Here is a 16,658-nt window from a genome sequence, read left to right on the forward strand (position 1 = left end):
AATAACCTCCGTTGGCTGAAGACGCTCGCTTTATATGATCATGCCTGGTGTGCACATCCAAAAAGATAAGCATTGAACGGGTGGAGAGTAAAGAAAAGAGAAGCAAAAGTGCTGAAAAATGGCTACAGTAAAAAATCAGCCAGGCTCATGCAGAAAACACGAATGCTCAGGCTTAACGGTGCTGCTGGGGTGGGGGAGAGGATACAAACCGGCTGTCTTTTGATGCTGCAGCGATGGCTTTTTGTGCACTGCGTTCTTTATTTTTTATTTCGAGCATGCAATCAAAATTGACAGGTGACGACAATGCTAAAAAGCGTTTGAAATCTTTTATATCGATCGATTCTACATGCTTTCCCCGCCGTTCGTCCTTTTGCTGAGAGCTGTAATCGATCATGGGAATACCATCACCACGTGACCAGGTTTTTTCTGCATACAATAGAACCTCTTCTATGGGTTCACTGTTATTAAAAACCGCATGATGGAACACATCCAGGAGCACCGGAACTCTGGTCCGGCTGCTGATCTCAAGACAGTCTCTTATGGAATACTGACGGTCGTCGTTTTCAATCACCATCCGGTCTTTAATTGATTTCTCCAACTGACTGTACTGCTGAACAAAACGGTAAATACTTTTTTCTTTGTTCCCGTAAACGCCGCCTATATGGATCTGTATCTTTGCAGATCTGTCGAGCCCAAGAGAATCCAGAACCGCTGCATGATACCGGAGTTCGTTAATACTCCGTTCCACGATACCGGCATCTTTGGCATTGATAATAACAAACTGATCGGGATGCATCGAGATGCGGATTTCATGTTTTTTGATAAATGAACCGAGAGCCGCAAATTCCTTTTTGAATCTGCTCTGCCAGTCAAAGGTGCATACGGGATGAGAGGCAAAGGGAATGATATCCGATGAAATCCTGAAAAAGAGCATCGAATGCTCTACATTGTACTCGAGAATTTTCTGAAGGCAGTGGACATTATTCTCCACGATCTCCACAAGACGCTCTTCCGAATAGTTCCTCAGCCTGAATGTCCTGTTTGCAGTACATCCTACGGAACGGTTTATACAGGGGTAGCCTATTTTCATGGTAAAGGTCGAAAGTTTAAGGGTTTGACAGTAGCCCAGTACGAGAGTCGAGAATCGAAGAAAAATCGTCGTTATCTTTTTCCTCTTCCTCCAGCCTCAACCTCAAACATGATTCCTCAATTTCAATTCGGCCGGATGCGGGTTAAGATAGTATTGTCGTTTCAGATATGACTCATTGTATTTCCGGGCATAGTGTTTAATAAGGGTAACCGGAACAATAAGGGGTATGAGATTTGAATGATACTGTTCGATTACCTCGGCAAGTTCCTTTTTTTCATCAGGAGTGAGCTGTTTTTTGAAATAACCCATACAATGCATGAGCACATTAACATTTTTTTTGACTGTTGCAATGAGTTTCAGTGCCTCCATCATGGTATGAAAATATTTGTCGGTTGATTTTTCCAGATGCTGCTTTGTTGCCTCAACAACAATTCTTCCCAGACTTCGAAGATGCCGGGGACTGTGTGCCATAAAAAGCAGCTTATGATTGGTATGGAATGCGATTAACCCGCCCACCGTATGGTTGGTATACAGGAAATCTTTCCACCGTGAGAATACGAATATCCGTTCGATAAAATTTTCTCTGATATTATCATCATGCAACCGCCCTTCGTCTTCAACAGGGATTTCGAGAAACCTCTCCATGAAAAGCCGGGCGAAGATGCCTGATCCCCGGTAGCTGGGCATGCCTTTCTCGGTATATACCTTGACTCCCCGCATCCCGCAGCTGGGCGATTTTGTTTTAAAAATGTAGCCGCACAAATCTTCCCGGGCAAGCTGTTCGAGTCGAATCGCAGCCCACTCGGTCATCTGAACCGTAATATCTTTTTGGGTTTTGAGGGTCACAAGCCGGTAGTGTTCCGGCGTCCCTACAAGCCGTATCGCTTCCCGGGGGATACTGAGGCCGCATTCCACCTCTGGACATACCGGCACCCATTCCACAAATTTTCCCAGTATATCCCGGAGATAACGGTCGAGTTTATGGGCGCCGTCGTAGCGAACATTATCTCCCAAAAGACATCGGCTGATTCCTATTTTCATAAGAAAAACCTCACCCGGTTGATAGGTACAGGACCGATCAGTACTGCTATTTTGGGGAAGCCGTGGAACCATGGGAACTGCAGAATTCCCTGATTTCTCCGGCAACATTGTCACCCTGCCGAAAAACCATCGCGTGCGTACCTCCCTCGATTATTTCAGATTGAGCCTGAGGAATGTACTTCTTTATCCGCTTTACCTGTTTATCCGAAAAGACATCTTCCTCACTGCCCGAAAGAAGAAGCACGGGGCAGGAAACTTTTTTTGCATACGCACCGGCATCATAGCCGTCCATTGCCTGCACTACCTGGCGGAAAAAGTCAACATCCTTTACACGGAAGAGCTGTTTAATTCCGGTTGTATCATCCTCATATTCCTTTGCGGTTCTTTTATATACCTTTTCCATAAACCAATAGAGTTTATAATCGGGAATGTCTTTTACCCATTCGGCCATGATATGTTGCCGTCGTTGCTCCCGTCGGGTGTTTCCCACGATACCGGTCGAGATAAGAACAAGATTTTTCACATCCACTATTTTATCGGCGGCCAGACGAAGGGCAATGCCGCCTCCGAAGGAAACTCCACAGACGTTACACGATGTGAAATGCATTAATTCGACAAATTCGGAGGTGATCTCTACAAAATCTTTCATGGAGCCCATGTACCGGGAGGTCGATTCGGGGATATCATAAGCGATGAGTCTCCAGGAGTCGGCCAGTGATGTCATATTGGTGAACGTTCTCCCGTCAAGAATAAGCCCATGAAAAAAGAGAAACACCGGCGCCGAATCATTCGGTGAGGGATATTCATAATAACGGTGAATAAAGTCACTGCCGGGCTTTGAAACAGATTTGTATTCCCATCCCTGAAAATTCCACCCGGCATGTTTTTGATCCATGTCTACAATCTGCGCGACCTTGCGCTCGTATTTTTCTCTGGGTACGAAAAGTGTAATGAATGACAATAATATTACAAGAAATCGAGACATCGTTGCATTACTCCATGGTTATTTGTCCGTAATGTTTTGAAACATCCAGTACAAATATAAATCATCCACCCAAAAGTGTAATCCGGTCTCTTTTTCGGGCAGGGGAAACGTACCTGTGTGAAGATTATGAAAGGCGTGTTTCAATAAAGCGGGCTATATTCCGGAGTATCCGGGCATTATCATTGAGAAACTGCAACTCATTGCAGGCATTGTCAATCAATTCTTTTGCATACCTCTTGGATTCTTCCATGCCGCATACTGATGGAAATGTTGCCTTGCCCCGTGCCCGGTCACTGCCGGCGTCCTTTCCGAGCTGAGAGGTCGTTCCCTCTTCATCGAGAATGTCATCAACCACCTGAAATGCAAGGCCGATAAGATTACCGTAGGTGGTAAGGTGTTCGACGCCGGCCTGGGGCGCATCGGCAAGAAGAGCGCCTGTTTTTACCGACGTGCGAATCAGTGCGGCAGTTTTGTTGTTGTGGATATATTCAACAGCTTCTTTATCCACTTCCTTTCCTTCCGATTCAATATCGACAACCTGGCCACCGATCATTCCGCCGGTACCCAGAGCACGGGCAATTTCCTGGATAACATCTATCCGGTTAAGCATGGTCAGGCATTCGAATGCATAAATACAGAGCGCATCACCGCCAAGAACCGCCAGCGCTTCGGTAAAGGCTTTATGCGCAGTCGGTTTTCCCCGGCGGAAATCATCATCATCCATACACGGAAGATCATCGTGCATAAGCGAGAAGGTATGAAACATTTCAATGGCTGCACCGGCAATAACCGGACTGTCATCGCCGAATGCACCTCCGCAGGCTTCATAGGATGCCATCACCAGCGCCGGTCGAATCCGTTTGCCGCCGGCAAATATACTGTACCGCATGACCGAATGGATCGAGGAAGGATAACTCTCCTTTGATGGGAGCAGGGAATCCATCCGGGAATCGATACATTCGACGACCCTTCCAAGGTACTCTTTTACTTCATTCATTATCATAATCTCCGGATATCAGAGAATCAGCCGTAATCCCCAGTGTCTTTTCGACAAATTCGCCATCTTCGCCCTTTAAAAGCTCTTTCAGTTTGCCTTCCGCACTTTTCAGATGACTTTCACAGGTGCGCATGAGCGAAATGCCTTTTTCAAAATACTCCAGAGCTTTGTCCAGTGTAAGATCGTCGCTTTCAAGCTTTTCAATTATTCCCTCGAGATTCTTAAGGGCCTTCTCAAATGTAACATCACTTTTAGGCATGAAATCTTTCTCCAGAACTAAACCAGTAAGCAATAATATACTATATTAACCCCTTGATTCCCCTAAGAAATGTGAATATGAAGGGTGCTTCGGAGTCAAAGGTATATACGATAAAAAGAGCGTTCTTACGGTAAACAGCATAAAAGATTGTGAAAAAATATGGTTTTTCCCCATCCGGCAAAAGCACGATATTCCAGAAAAAAAACAGACATAACCGGTGTTACCGGAATCCGGCTCGATTCCTGTTTCTCGTTGCGTTGTAAGGCAACTGCCGAATCATTTGCCGAAGATTCCGTGAAATTTTTTGCAAAAAAGCTTGTGGTTCTTCCTCTGGATTCCAGGGCAAATCATCGAAATATCTCCTGTGTTCTCACGCCATCAATAGGAAAAAAAGAGTGGTATAAAATTAACGTAACCGATGATGATATTACCATCGAAGCCTCTGATGAAGCCGGAGCGTTTTACGGCTTTCAGACATTGCAGCAGGTAGTATGTACCTTTGGTAGTGCCGTACCGCTCTGTACCATTGAGGACCATCCCGATTTTCAGAACAGGGGAGTAATGCTTGATATCAGCAGGTGTAAGGTGCCCACCATGGCGACCCTGAAACAGGCGATCGATCTCTTTGCATCACTGAGAATTAACCAGCTCCAGTTGTATACCGAACACACCTTTGCCTTTACCGGCCACGAGACTGTCTGGAAAGATGCGTCTCCCTTAACTGCAGGTGAAGTTCGCGAACTCGACCAGTATTGCCGGGACCGGTTTATCGAATTTGTCCCCAATTTTAATTCTTTCGGCCATTTCGAACGGTGGCTCAGTCACCCGGAATACAAACACCTGGCCGAATCACCGTACGGATTCGAACATCCATTGGGAGGGCGGTCCGATTATGGTTCCACACTCAAACCGAATCGGGCGACTCTGCAGTTTCTCGATCTGCTCTATGGAGAGTTTCTGCCTAATTTTACCAGCCGCCAGTTCAATGTGGGCTGTGATGAGACCTGGGAACTTGGTACCGGATGGAGCAGGAAATCCTGTGAGAAAAAGGGAACGACAAGGGTTTATCTCGAATTTCTGAAAAAGATTCACAAGCTGGTAAAAAAGTATGGGCATCGGATGATGTTCTGGGGGGATATCATTCTGAAAGAACCAGCGCTCATACCTGAACTTCCTCAGGATCTTATTGCGCTGTGCTGGGGGTATGAAGGTAATCACCCGTTTAATCGCGAAGGTGCACGGTTTTCTAATGCCGGATTGGATTTTTATGTCTGCCCGGGAACATCGAGCTGGAACTCCTTAACCGGCCGGACAGCGAACTGTCTGAAAAACTGCGCCAATGCCGCTCGCAACGGTAAAAAACATGGGGCATCGGGGTATCTGATCACCGACTGGGGCGATCACGGACACCACCAGTACTGGCCCATAAGCTTTATCGGCCTCTTTGCCGGCGCAGCCTATTCCTGGTGCTACAGATCGAATGCGAAGGCCGATATTGTAGCCGCGGTCAATGAAATCAAAGTCAGGGATACAACCGGCCGTACCGGAAAACTTCTCTACGATCTCGGCTCGGTTCTCGAGCTGCTTCCGGTGCGCATGAGAAACAAGACCGTGTTCAATACCCTCCTTTTTGCAAAGCCCGGTGATCTCGAGGCGATTCTCAGGCGTATCTCGAAAGGAGACCTGAAAAAAAGCATCAGAAAATTCGATACTCTCGAAAAGAAAATTCCCTCGATCAAACCGGAAATCCCCGATGCCTCTCTGATCAGGCAGGAGTTGACGAACGCAATTCGCATGGCCCGGTTCGGGGCAAAACGGGGCCTTATCGCCCTTGGAGAGCCCGCCGATACAAAAGAGCTTCGAAGGGAACTCAAAAACATAATCGCTCAGCACAAAAAGCTCTGGCTTAAACGCAACAGGCCGGGGGGCCTTGAGGAGAGCGCCGGGAAGCTTGAGAAGGTGCTGGAATATCTGAACTGAAAGAGGGGTATATGCAAAGAAACGGGTGCGAAACAAAGATGAATTTTATACTGCCGGGCTCGCTTACTGTTCCAGCCGATTCGCCATCTTGATAACCGGAACCAGCATTGCACTGGCGATCAGGATCATACAAAAAGACGCAATACCGATTATTCTGAATGGAAAGTAGTCGGTTAAAAAAAAGCCGATGCGGGGGGCGATAATCCCCCGTACTCCCATAAGGAACACATGGATTGACATGTAAATATGAGCCTGACCCGCCGGGGCGAATTTTGTTATCCATAAATTCCATGCCAGAACACCCCCCGAGAGACAAATGCCGAAAAGAAAACTTCCCGCGCCGATAATTACCGGATTTTCGCTGATAAAGTAAATCAGCAGGCCAAAACCCAAAAAGAGATTGAGTGTGATACGAAGAACGATAAAGTTAATACGATCGAACAGGTGAGCCCAGAAACGGATGAAAATAAGTCGCGCCGCTTCGGGAATAACACCGGCGATTACCATGACCATTAAGGGCGACAAATCGAGGCCCCCCTTTGATTCGGCCAAATACTCGATCCGCAGGGCACGGGTCCACAGGTTGGCAAAACCGGTAATAAACCAGGAAAAAAGAATATAGCCAAAGAGTTTGTTCTTCCATATCAGTGATAAGTTTTTAAGAGGATTACTCGCCGATTGCATATCAGGGGTTGACGACGGGATCAGGAAAACCGCAACCGTACTGACAGCACTTGCCACCGCAGCAATTCCGATAATTAGTCGATACAACGCAAGGTTAATATCCAATAACCGGCCAAAGGCATAGCTGCATGTTATGGTCACCGAAATCGTCGCAATCAGGCTCCAGGAGTAGAGAGTCCCCCGTTCCCGTGCACTGTAATTCTCTTGGTAAATGGCCGATAAAAAAGGAATCCTCATCCAGGCAAAGGACATGGCAATGGTGGCGATAATCGAAAAGATTATTCCATCACTGGTAAAAAGAAGCATGGTGGTAAACACACAGCAAAGTCCCATGGGCGCAGATGCCAGCAGGGATTTTCTCAAACTCGTATCTGCAAATCTGGCGCTGTAAACAAGAGAAAAGATGCACCCGATAAAAGGGGCGGAAGCAATCAATGCTTTCCACGAATCGGAAAGATTGAAAACTTCAATGGCAACCAGGAGAAGAATAGTATTGACAATCGCAGCCAGAACGCCGTCGGCTCCACCACGGATCGTATCGAGAATAAAAGTCTTTTTTCTTTTGTCCATGCAAGAAACCGTATGTTCGGTGGAAATGAATATGACAAAAGCGGAATATTACCCGGATACGGACAGGCGGTGTCCGTCTTTGTACCGTTACAGACAAATATATCCGTAGCCCACAGGATTACAAAGTAAAGGAAATGTCGAGTGTTATTTCTTCACCAAAAACCGGATAGGGGAGCCGGACCGATAATGCAAAATCATGGGCATTGGTCTTTTCCCTGCTTACTTCGAATCCGACCCGTACTCCATTATCAGATGGCCGAAGTGATTTGGGAATAAGAAGTGCTTTGATTCCTGCTTTAAGAATTTCTGCCAGCGTCTCAGGTGATTTATCACCGAATTTTTCCGCCAAGTGGAGCACGATATGAGAGATCCGCGCGCTCAGAAGCGCTTTGGTTATCGAAACACCGTCTTTTCGTATCGTTGTTATCGAACCGAATCTCAGTTCTGTTGTGTCCGGCGCACTGGAGAGGGGAATAAGGCCATTGGCTCCCATATCCCATTGCATATCCCCTGTCCAGACTTCAGGAGTACTTTGCATCGCACATTTTCCATGCCGGTCCTTAACCGGCACCGCCTCCATATTGTGCAGACGGGGATTCACTCGAATTTCATCCAGTTCCTCCGTACCCAGCATGGTCATGGTTTGCGACAGGAGCGCACCTAATGCAATAGAGCCGCTTCCCCAGGGAAGGTAATGGTGATTTTCGGCCTCTTTATAAGGAATTGCTTTAGTCGGCACTTCGGATTGGGAATAATAGGTTCGAAGAGCGAATTCGCCTGCGGTAAAGGCAACCCAGTCCGATTCCGGACGATCCCTGAATGCCCGCCAGTTTTCATATCCCGCAGAATCAATAAGCGATGCAACGCTGGGGACTTCCGACGACAGCTGATCGTAATTCGATATACCGAAGAATTGCGGTCCTGCAGGTGCGCAAATCAGTGTTTGCGTACTCTGGGCCAACTCAGCCAGCTGCTCAACCATTTCCTGGTGTGGAGGAATCCTGCTGAATTCATGGGCAATGATTATCAGATCATAGGGAGGATGACCTTCTTTCCATACCGGATGGAACACTTTGTCATGCAGGGTTTTTTGAATGTCATCCCTGGAACAGGCAATGACATCGAGTTGAACACCTTTACGGAAATCGGTACAATCAACCAGAAATTTTAGCTCTCTCCATGAAGATTCCAGATCGATAAATGCAGGGGCATGGAGTATCTCGTCAAGCTGAGCTGCAAGAAGAGCATTTGCATCACGCAGTATGGAATCGATATCTTCCCCGGCAACAGCAGACTGTTCTCCGGCTGTAACCGCCTCCATGAATTTATTCAAAGCATCCGGTGATCCTTCTCCCGGATTATCGGTTTGAGACGAGCGGTCATCAATATCAAGCATGTTCAGAATATTATCTATTTTGCCTTCCTTTTTTTTCTGCCCGGCCTGTGACGGAGTCGATGAACTACTTGTGCGGGTTGCTTTTTCGATTGCAGTAACAAGCTCTGGCGGCAGGGATAAATTTTTCAGCGATGAGTTCAATTCGGTACCCGAAATTCGACCACTGCGGCAATCGTCAATCAATTTTTTGAATATAAGAATATTTGCACATGAATGCACCTGATAGATAACCGAATCGGGAGTGAAATCCTTGAGCGATTCAAACGATAGATTGATATCTCTATGATCGAGTGGACCACCGAGCTTGTCGGGAACCGTCAGAAAGAGTGTGGGGAATAGTTTTTGTGCGAGTTCACTGAAAGTACTTCTATCTATGGAGTATGGTCCTGACGGTCCTTTGCCGGGGGTCAGGTTGGAAAGGACAAGAATCTTCCATGGTGGAAGCTTTGGAATGGGTATGTTCTCTTTGGCCATCACGGAATCCTTTCACCTGTCGAATCTGAGACTGATCTACCTGTTCAAATCTAATTTATTACTGCATTTACCTTAAAGTTTCAGGGTTGATAATTATATTATACAGACTATTACTCATTTCTCATTAATGGTACAAAATAATCATTTCTTACTCGACGGCGACACATTTATCATGATTTATAGAGCATCCATCCTCACTGCATTCTTTTTTTGCTGCATATTTTTAGCGGTTCCGGGAACTGCATCAGGAGAGTGGTATCCCCAAAGCCTTTCATCTTCGGACAGCACCCAATTCAAAAACCTGCATACTGTTTTTTTTGTTGATACGCTTCGGGGATGGGTCGGTGGTGATTCCGGTATGTTGTATATGACTACCGACGGCGGTGCATCATGGCAAAAAAATGAACGTGACTCCACATGGAATTTCCGGAAAATACAATTCATTAATCATACCACCGGTTGGATTGCCGGACTCCAGGATACAATACTCTATACCTCAAAGAGCGGTGAGGACTGGGAAATTCTGACAAGCGGCAATCACGGCGGGCATCGCGGCTTTGATGATATCTTTTTCCTTAATGAACGCCAGGGATGGGCTGTTGGAGGTGCCCCCGGATATTATCGAAAAATAATGTATTCTTCCGATGCGGGAGTGAAGTGGGAATTTCAGGAAAGCTACGTGGTTTACCGGGTTAATGCGGTCTTTTTCATCGACAGCACTACAGGATGGATTGCGGGAGGAAATAAAAACACATCGGGTTTCCCCATCAATTCACCCCTGATCAAAAATACCACCGATGGTGGAATCGTATGGGACACCAGAATGCCGCTTCATTCATTGAGCGGTAAAGGACATCTCTATGATATCTTTTTTACGGATTCGTTACATGGGTGGGCGGTCGGCGACAGCGGCATGATTCTTTATTCCTCAAACGGCGGCATGTCTTGGGAACAACAGAATTCCTCGCTTGATAACACCTTGTTCAGCATCTTTTGTCCCGACACTGCCGTTGTGTACATTGTCGGTGAAGAGGGTGCGATACTTTATTCTACCGATGGTGGCGAGCTGTGGAGTGTAGATTCCAATACAACCGGTCATACGCTCCGTGATGTCTTTTTTGTCGATGAGGTTCATGGCTATGGCTGGATTGTCGGTGACAGCGGAACACTCCTGAGCAACTACAAGACCGGAGATTCTCCTATTTCCGGCAGAAAACCCTCTCGATTTGCTCCCGGAAATGACTTCACTTTAAAAGCAGAGGCAAATCCCCGATTTATCGTTTTGTATGGTGAAGCTCCTTCCGCGGGTTCGGTAACTGTACGGGTGGTAAATGCCGCAGGTCGTGAACTGTTACACAAAGAATTCTTGATCGAATCACCGGGAAGATTTACCAGAATGGTTGAGGGTTTCCGAAGCGTTCAATGGCCCTCCGGGATCTATTTTTGCTGCAGCCATTTCTGTAATGCCGGCGGCTCTACCCGAAAAATATCGCCCATTTTTCTTGGCGCTGCCAGTTCGGAATAAAGCGTACCCTTTTTACCTTACCGTAATAAATCTTTTTGTTATGATCCCGCGGGTGGTTTTAACCTGTATTATATGGGGAGATGCAGTAAGTTTTGTCGTACCCGGTTCCAGGACAGAACTGCCGCCACAGGCAATCAGTGCACCGGAAAGGGTGTATATTTTGATTGTTGCAATTTCTCTTTTGTCTATGCCGGGAAACAGAATGGTTCCGTTGATCCGTATACCTGAAGAAAATTCGGGATCAGGCGCATCGTTTATATTCTCGAATGCATAGACTACCATTTCTGTATCCACCACGGGAAATTCTGAAATACGAAGACGGGCACACCCGTAGGGAACAAGCTCGACTTCAACGGTTGGATTATCGGAATAAACAGGACTCAAAGGCGGATTTTCTGCCGAATTCTCAAACATTGCTCCCCAGTTATCCACTATTCTGGCCTTTGCAGTAAGGACAACCGGTTCGGGGGTCGTGCTTGCCCTTTTTTCCCAGGCAGGATCGGGATCTTCCGCAGTTTTAACAAACAATGATTCTCCGGAGCCGGCAAAGGGAAATTCACCAACGGAATGGATGCTCGTTTGTATCTGCGAGTTAACATCAGAAGAATTGATGCAGAGGCCGTAGTTCCATGCGGTTGTTGGAAAAATTTCCCAGTCGTATGAAGGATAAATTCCCCGTGGTCCGGCGTATGATCGATGGTCTTGGCCTATCCGTAAAGAAAAATAGAGCGGACCCCGGAGGATTCCCACGGCATTCCTGAATCTGGTCTCACTCCGTATTTTCATCGGGAAATGTAAATAGATACTATCGCCGTTACTCCATGTCCGGTTAACCACCGCAATTGTTGCAGCAGCAACAGGGGTAGTATCTCCATCAAGAACATAAAACGCTTCGCCGGCCCATGAAGGAATACGAAAATGAAGGGGAAATTCAACCGGCCCGGACGCCGGCAGTGCGACAGTGAAAGCAATGGAACCCTTGAAGGGATATTCGGTTTCTTCGGAAATAACAACTTCTGTGCCCGCAGCGCCAACCCGGGCGGTTACCTCCGATGGTCCGTAGGCCACGGCAATAACACCGTTGTCATGAGTCGCCATCCACATATTCTCGACAAACCGGGGCCATCCCTGGTGCATATTCGATAAACAACAGGGGTAGTGAGGTGTCAGACCGTAACAGTTGGCGGTTTCGCTGTTGTCGAATACCCGTTTCGAGCGGTCGACCAGAACCTGATTTGCCTGCTGGTCGTACTGATGGGCCCACATATCAGGTGTAAAGGCTCCGGGTATGGAATTATAGACAATCGATTCCAGCCGGTCGGCAAGCGTGATATCACCGAAAATTTCGAAGAGCCGTTCCATCGAATAGGCAAATTCCATCACCGCACACAGCTCTGTTCCATTGGTTGGTTCCAGGCCCCGCTCGAGTGTCGGCAGGAGTTCGTGACCGGAAAACCGGCCTCCTACCTGTCCAAAGAACGTGTCGATATTTTCCAGTCCGGTAAAAACCGCATTTTTGTACTTATCCAGAGGATATTGTTGATAGTAAAGGCCGGGAAATTTGATTTCCTGAGCTATGTCGACCGAATGGTCGGTTGGATGGGCCTGCGGGAATCCCGAAAAGCCGTCGGCAAGTGTGTCGATATTATCCTTGTACTGAGGGCCTGTTGCATTGATCAAGGCCGTATCGCCAGTGCGGTTGTAAAGCCAGTATAGAGCGATGAGATTTTCTCCGATACGGGAGCCGCTGTTGCAGCAATATCCGAATGCCGCAGATGCAATTTCGTCTTTATTCAATTCGAAATACTCCTGCAGCCAGTCGAATGCCGGTTGATATCCGGTAGCCTCATAGTATTCGATCAGACCCCGGACAGCATGCTGATAATGGTAATTGTTACGAATATTTATTGATGGTACGCTCCATGTGAGGATTTCATCAACATGGTCCTTCGCAAGGTCTTTCAATCGAGCATCATCAAGCACAAAGGCAAGGGCGATTATTCCTTCGTGATAATTGGTAATGCTCCACCTGCCGGCGTTAAAGGAACTGTAGGCATATCCCGAGAGGCCATCGGCCTGTATCCGGAGCTGGTCATAGAGCCATCCTTTGGGCTTTACTGTACCGAGTGGAAGGTGAGCGTAGGCGGTTTGCTCAAGAGGGGGTTTATTGGTAATGTAATGACTGTTTTCTCCAAAAACAGCAAAAAGAAGCGAAACCCAGACGATAAACAAGAAAAATTTTTGGTAATGTCCCATTTTCCAGTCTGTACGGTTAGCGGCAATTTCCGTGGGATAGCGTGCAAAAATGAAAAAACAATATACCTATTTATTGAACTTATGGCAAGGAAAAGGGGAGGATATTTTAATCGGAAAAGCTCATTAAAGGAAGGAGTAAATCATCACTACCCGCAATAGGGATGTTTCTCTGCTTACCGAATCTTCGCCCGCGCTTCACTTTCTTTGAATCGAAGACGGACGTCTTCGCCTTGTGAGATCTGGGAGGCGTCTTTGACCGTGGTACCGTCTTCTTTGGTCACCACACTGTATCCCCGGCCGAGTACGGCAAGGGGGCTGAGTGCCTGAAGCTGGGCCCCTGCGGTGGAAAAACGGTTTCTGAGGTGACGGAATGCGAGTGAGAGAGCGTGCGCCTGGCGGTAACGGAGGTCATCCATGGTCTGGCGCGAATCGGTAATCATTCTGAGAGGAACGCGTAACGCTGACCTGCGGGACAGGCGGGTATAAGAATTTCTGCTTTCATTCAGAAAACCGGAAAAGCGCCAGGCAAAGCGCTGCGTAAGGTTTTTATAGTACCGCCGGTTTTCGAGGGTATCGGGCACCGCCATTTCACCTGCGGCCGAAGGCGTAGGGGCACGGAGATCGGCGACAAAGTCGGCGATGGTAAAATCAATTTCATGACCCACGGCAGAAATAATCGGAATGTCCGATGCAAAAATTGTTCGGGCTACTATCTCTTCGTTAAAGGCCCAGAGGTCTTCCAGAGAACCACCTCCTCGGCCTATGATGATACAGTCGACCTGGTTCCAGCGGTTCATGTCTTCGATAGCCTCGCCAATTTCTTTTGCGGCCTTGGCCCCCTGAACCGATACATCACGAATAACAATATCGGTCTGGGGCGCTCTGGCCCTGATTACCTTGATAATATCCCGCACCGCCGCACCGTTCCGTGAGGTGATAACCCCAACACGGGAAACTGTTTCGGGCAATGCTTTTTTATGAGACTTATCAAAAAGCCCTTCCTTGTCGAGTTTCTTTTTAAGCTTTTCAAAGGCCGCAAACAAGGCCCCTAGTCCCGAGGGCTGCATGCGGTGAATCTCGAGTTGATACCGTCCGGCTTTCTGATATACCCGGATCGATGCTATTGCCATAATCTCGATACCGTCCTCTGCATCGAATTTCAACTGCATCGAAGTAGACCGCCACATCACACAGGAAATCTGGCTGTTGGCGTCTTTCAGGGTAAAGTAGCAGTGGCCGGATGATGCCCGTTTTAAATTAGAAATTTCACCTTCCACCCATAGGAGCGTATTGCCACTGTCGATTATCCGGGCAATACCGTTGTTGATTTCACTCACCGTGTAGGGACGGTCGCTCTGCTGAGGGGTAAGAAAGGTCGGAGGCAAAGAATTCATTTGAAAATGATCCGTTCGGATATCCGGGAGATCGAGGTCGCCTTGCCGGTACTATCGTCGATATCCATCAGGACTGCATTCAGGGAAGGGCCGGCATTCGAGGGCTCAAATCTTGCCGATGTCTGAAAAATAAACTTTTTGATAACAGGTTCGGGTTTCATACCGATACAGGAATCTGCCGGACCGGTCATACCGACATCGGTAAGATACGCCGTGCCTTCAGGTGAAATGAACTCATCGGCAGTCTGAATATGGGTATGAGTTCCGATAAGGGCGCTTATTCTGCCGTCAAGATAATAGAACAGCGCTTTCTTTTCACTGCTCGCTTCAGCATGAAAATCGATAAAGATGCTTTTAGTGTCCTTTGCCAGAAAAGCTACCGCCTGGTCGGCAGTGCGAAAAGGGCAGTCGGTTATCTCGTGGAGAAATGTGCGGCCTTGAAGGTTTATTATCCCGATATTTCTGCTGTCTTTGAGAGTGTAAAGCGCGATCCCCTTTCCCACATTTCCCGGGGGGAAATTATGGGGCCGGAGCACAAAATCATCATTTTCGAGATTAGGATAGCAGTCCTGATTCGAAAAAATATGATTGCCGCCGGTTATGACCTGAACACCATATTTCCGGAATTTTTTGATAATGTTATTGGTAAGTCCTCCGCCGCCGGCGGCGTTCTCTCCATTGGCAATACACAGTTCAACCGCCTTCTCCTCGACAAGAGAAGAAAGCCGCTCGGCTAGTACCCGGCGGCCTGTAGTCCCAAAGATATCACCAATAAAAAGAATTCTCATGCCAGGCTCTTATTTCGCATATTCGGTGTACCGGTTTTCACGGATTACCGTGACTTTGATCTGACCGGGATATTCCATATCGTCATGGATTTTCTGCGAAATCTGACCAGCCATCTCTTCAGACTGAGCATCGGTAACATTCTGTGGCTCGACCATGACTCTGATTTCACGGCCAGCCTGAATAACATAGGATTTGCTCACACCCCTGAAAGAGTCGGCAATCTCTTCGAGTTTGGTCAGGCGGTTGATATAATTGGTAAGCGTCTCTCTTCTGACTCCCGGACGAGTGCTGGAGATCGTATCGGCTGCCTGAGTAAGAATCGGATAAAGAGAAATCGGTGGAACATCTTCATGATGCGCAGCAATGGCATTGCAGATAATCTCGTTTTCCCCATTTTTTGCGGCAATTTCGGCGCCTAATTCGGAATGGGTTCCTTCAACTTCCCGGTCGATTGCCTTACCGATGTCATGAAGTAACCCGGCTCTGATAGCAATCTTTGTATCCATTTTTAATTCTCCGGCCATTAAACCCGCCAAAATCGCGACCTCTTTGGCATGCTGCAAAACATTCTGACCATAGGATGCCCTGTATTTAAGCCTTCCAAGGAGTTCGACGATCCGGGGTTTGATCCCGTGAACACCCAGATCGAAAATCACCTCTTCAGCAGCTTCCTTCATCTTTTTCTCAAGCTCTTTTTCGCTCTTCTTAATGAGTTCTTCGATACGTCCCGGATGAATCCGGCCGTCAACGATGAGCTTCTCAAGGGCAATTCTCGCAACTTCACGCTTGATCGGATCGAATCCGGAAAGAATCACCGCTTCAGGGGTATCATCAACGATAACATCGATACCAGTGGCTTCTTCAAAGGACCGGATATTCCGTCCCTCTCTTCCGATAATCCTGCCCTTCATTTCATCGTTGGGAAGATGCACCACCGAGACGGTGGATTCGACTGTTGTATCCGCGGCCGAGCGCTGGATCGACTGAAGAATAATCTCCTTTGATTCCCGCTCGGCTTCTTCACGGGCCTTGTCTTTCATCTCTTTAATCATTTGAGCATTCTCATATCGCACCTGACCTTCGAGATTTTCCAGAAGCATCTTTTTCGCTTCGCTCATGGTGGTCTGAGAGATTTTCTCGAGTTTTTCGTTTTCCAGTGAGATAAGGCGGGTCAGCTCATTGTCTTTTGTGCGAAGCGTTGTTTCCTTGGAATTGAGA

Annotated in this window: 13 protein-coding genes; 2 read left to right on the forward strand and 11 right to left on the reverse strand. The window is 47.4% G+C overall.

Annotated elements, in window-relative coordinates:
• Nucleotides 1-172: 172 nt before the first annotated feature.
• From uvsE to GF401_13855, 5 genes are all read right to left on the reverse strand, one after another.
• A complete protein-coding gene (gene uvsE / locus GF401_13835) occupies nt 173-1,090 on the reverse strand; it encodes a UV DNA damage repair endonuclease UvsE (GenBank protein MBD3346133.1) in 918 nt (305 codons plus the stop codon).
• Between the two features lie 102 nt (nt 1,091-1,192).
• Nucleotides 1,193-2,131, reverse strand: a complete 939-nt coding sequence (locus tag GF401_13840; GenBank protein MBD3346134.1) for a DUF1722 domain-containing protein — start codon at nt 2,129-2,131, stop codon at nt 1,193-1,195.
• Nucleotides 2,132-2,177: 46 nt separating this feature from the next.
• A complete protein-coding gene (locus tag GF401_13845; protein ID MBD3346135.1) occupies nt 2,178-3,116 on the reverse strand; it encodes an alpha/beta fold hydrolase in 939 nt (312 codons plus the stop codon).
• Between the two features lie 124 nt (nt 3,117-3,240).
• Entirely contained in the window at nt 3,241-4,119 is an 879-nt protein-coding gene (locus GF401_13850; GenBank protein MBD3346136.1) for a polyprenyl synthetase family protein, read from the reverse strand.
• Nucleotides 4,106-4,372 carry an exodeoxyribonuclease VII small subunit gene (locus tag GF401_13855; GenBank protein MBD3346137.1) on the reverse strand — a complete coding sequence of 89 codons (267 nt, stop codon included), beginning with the start codon at nt 4,370-4,372 and terminating at the stop codon, nt 4,106-4,108. Before GF401_13855 ends, GF401_13850 begins: the two co-directional genes overlap by 14 nt.
• 159 nt (nt 4,373-4,531) lie before the next feature.
• Here GF401_13855 and GF401_13860 point away from each other — a divergent pair, with 159 nt between their 5' ends.
• Nucleotides 4,532-6,352 (forward strand): family 20 glycosylhydrolase, encoded by a 1,821-nt coding sequence (locus GF401_13860; protein ID MBD3346138.1) that lies wholly within the window; start codon nt 4,532-4,534, stop codon nt 6,350-6,352.
• Nucleotides 6,353-6,415: 63 nt separating this feature from the next.
• On the opposite strand, the gene GF401_13865 is transcribed toward GF401_13860, so the two are convergent.
• Both GF401_13865 and GF401_13870 read right to left on the reverse strand, forming a co-directional pair.
• Nucleotides 6,416-7,606 (reverse strand): MFS transporter, encoded by a 1,191-nt coding sequence (locus GF401_13865; protein MBD3346139.1) that lies wholly within the window; start codon nt 7,604-7,606, stop codon nt 6,416-6,418.
• Between the two features lie 118 nt (nt 7,607-7,724).
• Nucleotides 7,725-9,476 (reverse strand): hypothetical protein, encoded by a 1,752-nt coding sequence (locus GF401_13870; protein ID MBD3346140.1) that lies wholly within the window; start codon nt 9,474-9,476, stop codon nt 7,725-7,727.
• Nucleotides 9,477-9,603: 127 nt separating this feature from the next.
• On the opposite strand from GF401_13870, the gene GF401_13875 reads away from it, so the two are divergent.
• Nucleotides 9,604-11,001, forward strand: a complete 1,398-nt coding sequence (locus GF401_13875; GenBank protein ID MBD3346141.1) for a hypothetical protein — start codon at nt 9,604-9,606, stop codon at nt 10,999-11,001.
• Between the two features lie 12 nt (nt 11,002-11,013).
• On the opposite strand, the gene GF401_13880 is transcribed toward GF401_13875, so the two are convergent.
• From GF401_13880 to rny, 4 genes are all read right to left on the reverse strand, one after another.
• The gene (locus GF401_13880) at nt 11,014-13,257 is read right to left on the reverse strand and encodes a hypothetical protein (protein MBD3346142.1); all 2,244 of its coding nucleotides are present in this window, start codon (nt 13,255-13,257) and stop codon (nt 11,014-11,016) included.
• A 173-nt stretch (nt 13,258-13,430) separates the two neighbouring features.
• The gene (gene xseA, locus GF401_13885; GenBank protein ID MBD3346143.1) at nt 13,431-14,651 is read right to left on the reverse strand and encodes an exodeoxyribonuclease VII large subunit; all 1,221 of its coding nucleotides are present in this window, start codon (nt 14,649-14,651) and stop codon (nt 13,431-13,433) included.
• Nucleotides 14,648-15,439 (reverse strand): TIGR00282 family metallophosphoesterase, encoded by a 792-nt coding sequence (locus GF401_13890; protein ID MBD3346144.1) that lies wholly within the window; start codon nt 15,437-15,439, stop codon nt 14,648-14,650. The genes xseA and GF401_13890 overlap by 4 nt, the downstream gene beginning before the upstream one ends.
• 9 nt (nt 15,440-15,448) lie before the next feature.
• The coding region (rny, locus tag GF401_13895; GenBank protein MBD3346145.1) for a ribonuclease Y at nt 15,449-16,658 on the reverse strand (1,210 nt) is incomplete at its 5' end.

The sequence above is a fragment of the Chitinivibrionales bacterium genome, from assembly GCA_014728215.1.
Lineage (GTDB): Bacteria > Fibrobacterota > Chitinivibrionia > Chitinivibrionales > WJKA01 > WJKA01.

Bases quoted from the DNA above. Each gene is read 5' to 3' on its own strand.
- GF401_13845 (MBD3346135.1), bottom strand. From the start codon at position 3,116: ATGTCTCGATTTCTTGTAATATTATTGTCATTCATTACACTTTTCGTA.
- uvsE (MBD3346133.1), bottom strand. From the start codon at position 1,090: ATGAAAATAGGCTACCCCTGTATAAACCGTTCCGTAGGATGTACTGCA.
- GF401_13875 (MBD3346141.1), top strand. From the start codon at position 9,604: ATGGTACAAAATAATCATTTCTTACTCGACGGCGACACATTTATCATG.
- GF401_13865 (MBD3346139.1), bottom strand. From the start codon at position 7,606: ATGGACAAAAGAAAAAAGACTTTTATTCTCGATACGATCCGTGGTGGA.
- GF401_13860 (MBD3346138.1), top strand. From the start codon at position 4,532: ATGGTTTTTCCCCATCCGGCAAAAGCACGATATTCCAGAAAAAAAACA.
- GF401_13855 (MBD3346137.1), bottom strand. From the start codon at position 4,372: ATGCCTAAAAGTGATGTTACATTTGAGAAGGCCCTTAAGAATCTCGAG.
- xseA (MBD3346143.1), bottom strand. From the start codon at position 14,651: ATGAATTCTTTGCCTCCGACCTTTCTTACCCCTCAGCAGAGCGACCGT.
- GF401_13880 (MBD3346142.1), bottom strand. From the start codon at position 13,257: ATGGGACATTACCAAAAATTTTTCTTGTTTATCGTCTGGGTTTCGCTT.
- GF401_13890 (MBD3346144.1), bottom strand. From the start codon at position 15,439: ATGAGAATTCTTTTTATTGGTGATATCTTTGGGACTACAGGCCGCCGG.
- GF401_13850 (MBD3346136.1), bottom strand. From the start codon at position 4,119: ATGATAATGAATGAAGTAAAAGAGTACCTTGGAAGGGTCGTCGAATGT.
- GF401_13840 (MBD3346134.1), bottom strand. From the start codon at position 2,131: ATGAAAATAGGAATCAGCCGATGTCTTTTGGGAGATAATGTTCGCTAC.
- GF401_13870 (MBD3346140.1), bottom strand. From the start codon at position 9,476: ATGGCCAAAGAGAACATACCCATTCCAAAGCTTCCACCATGGAAGATT.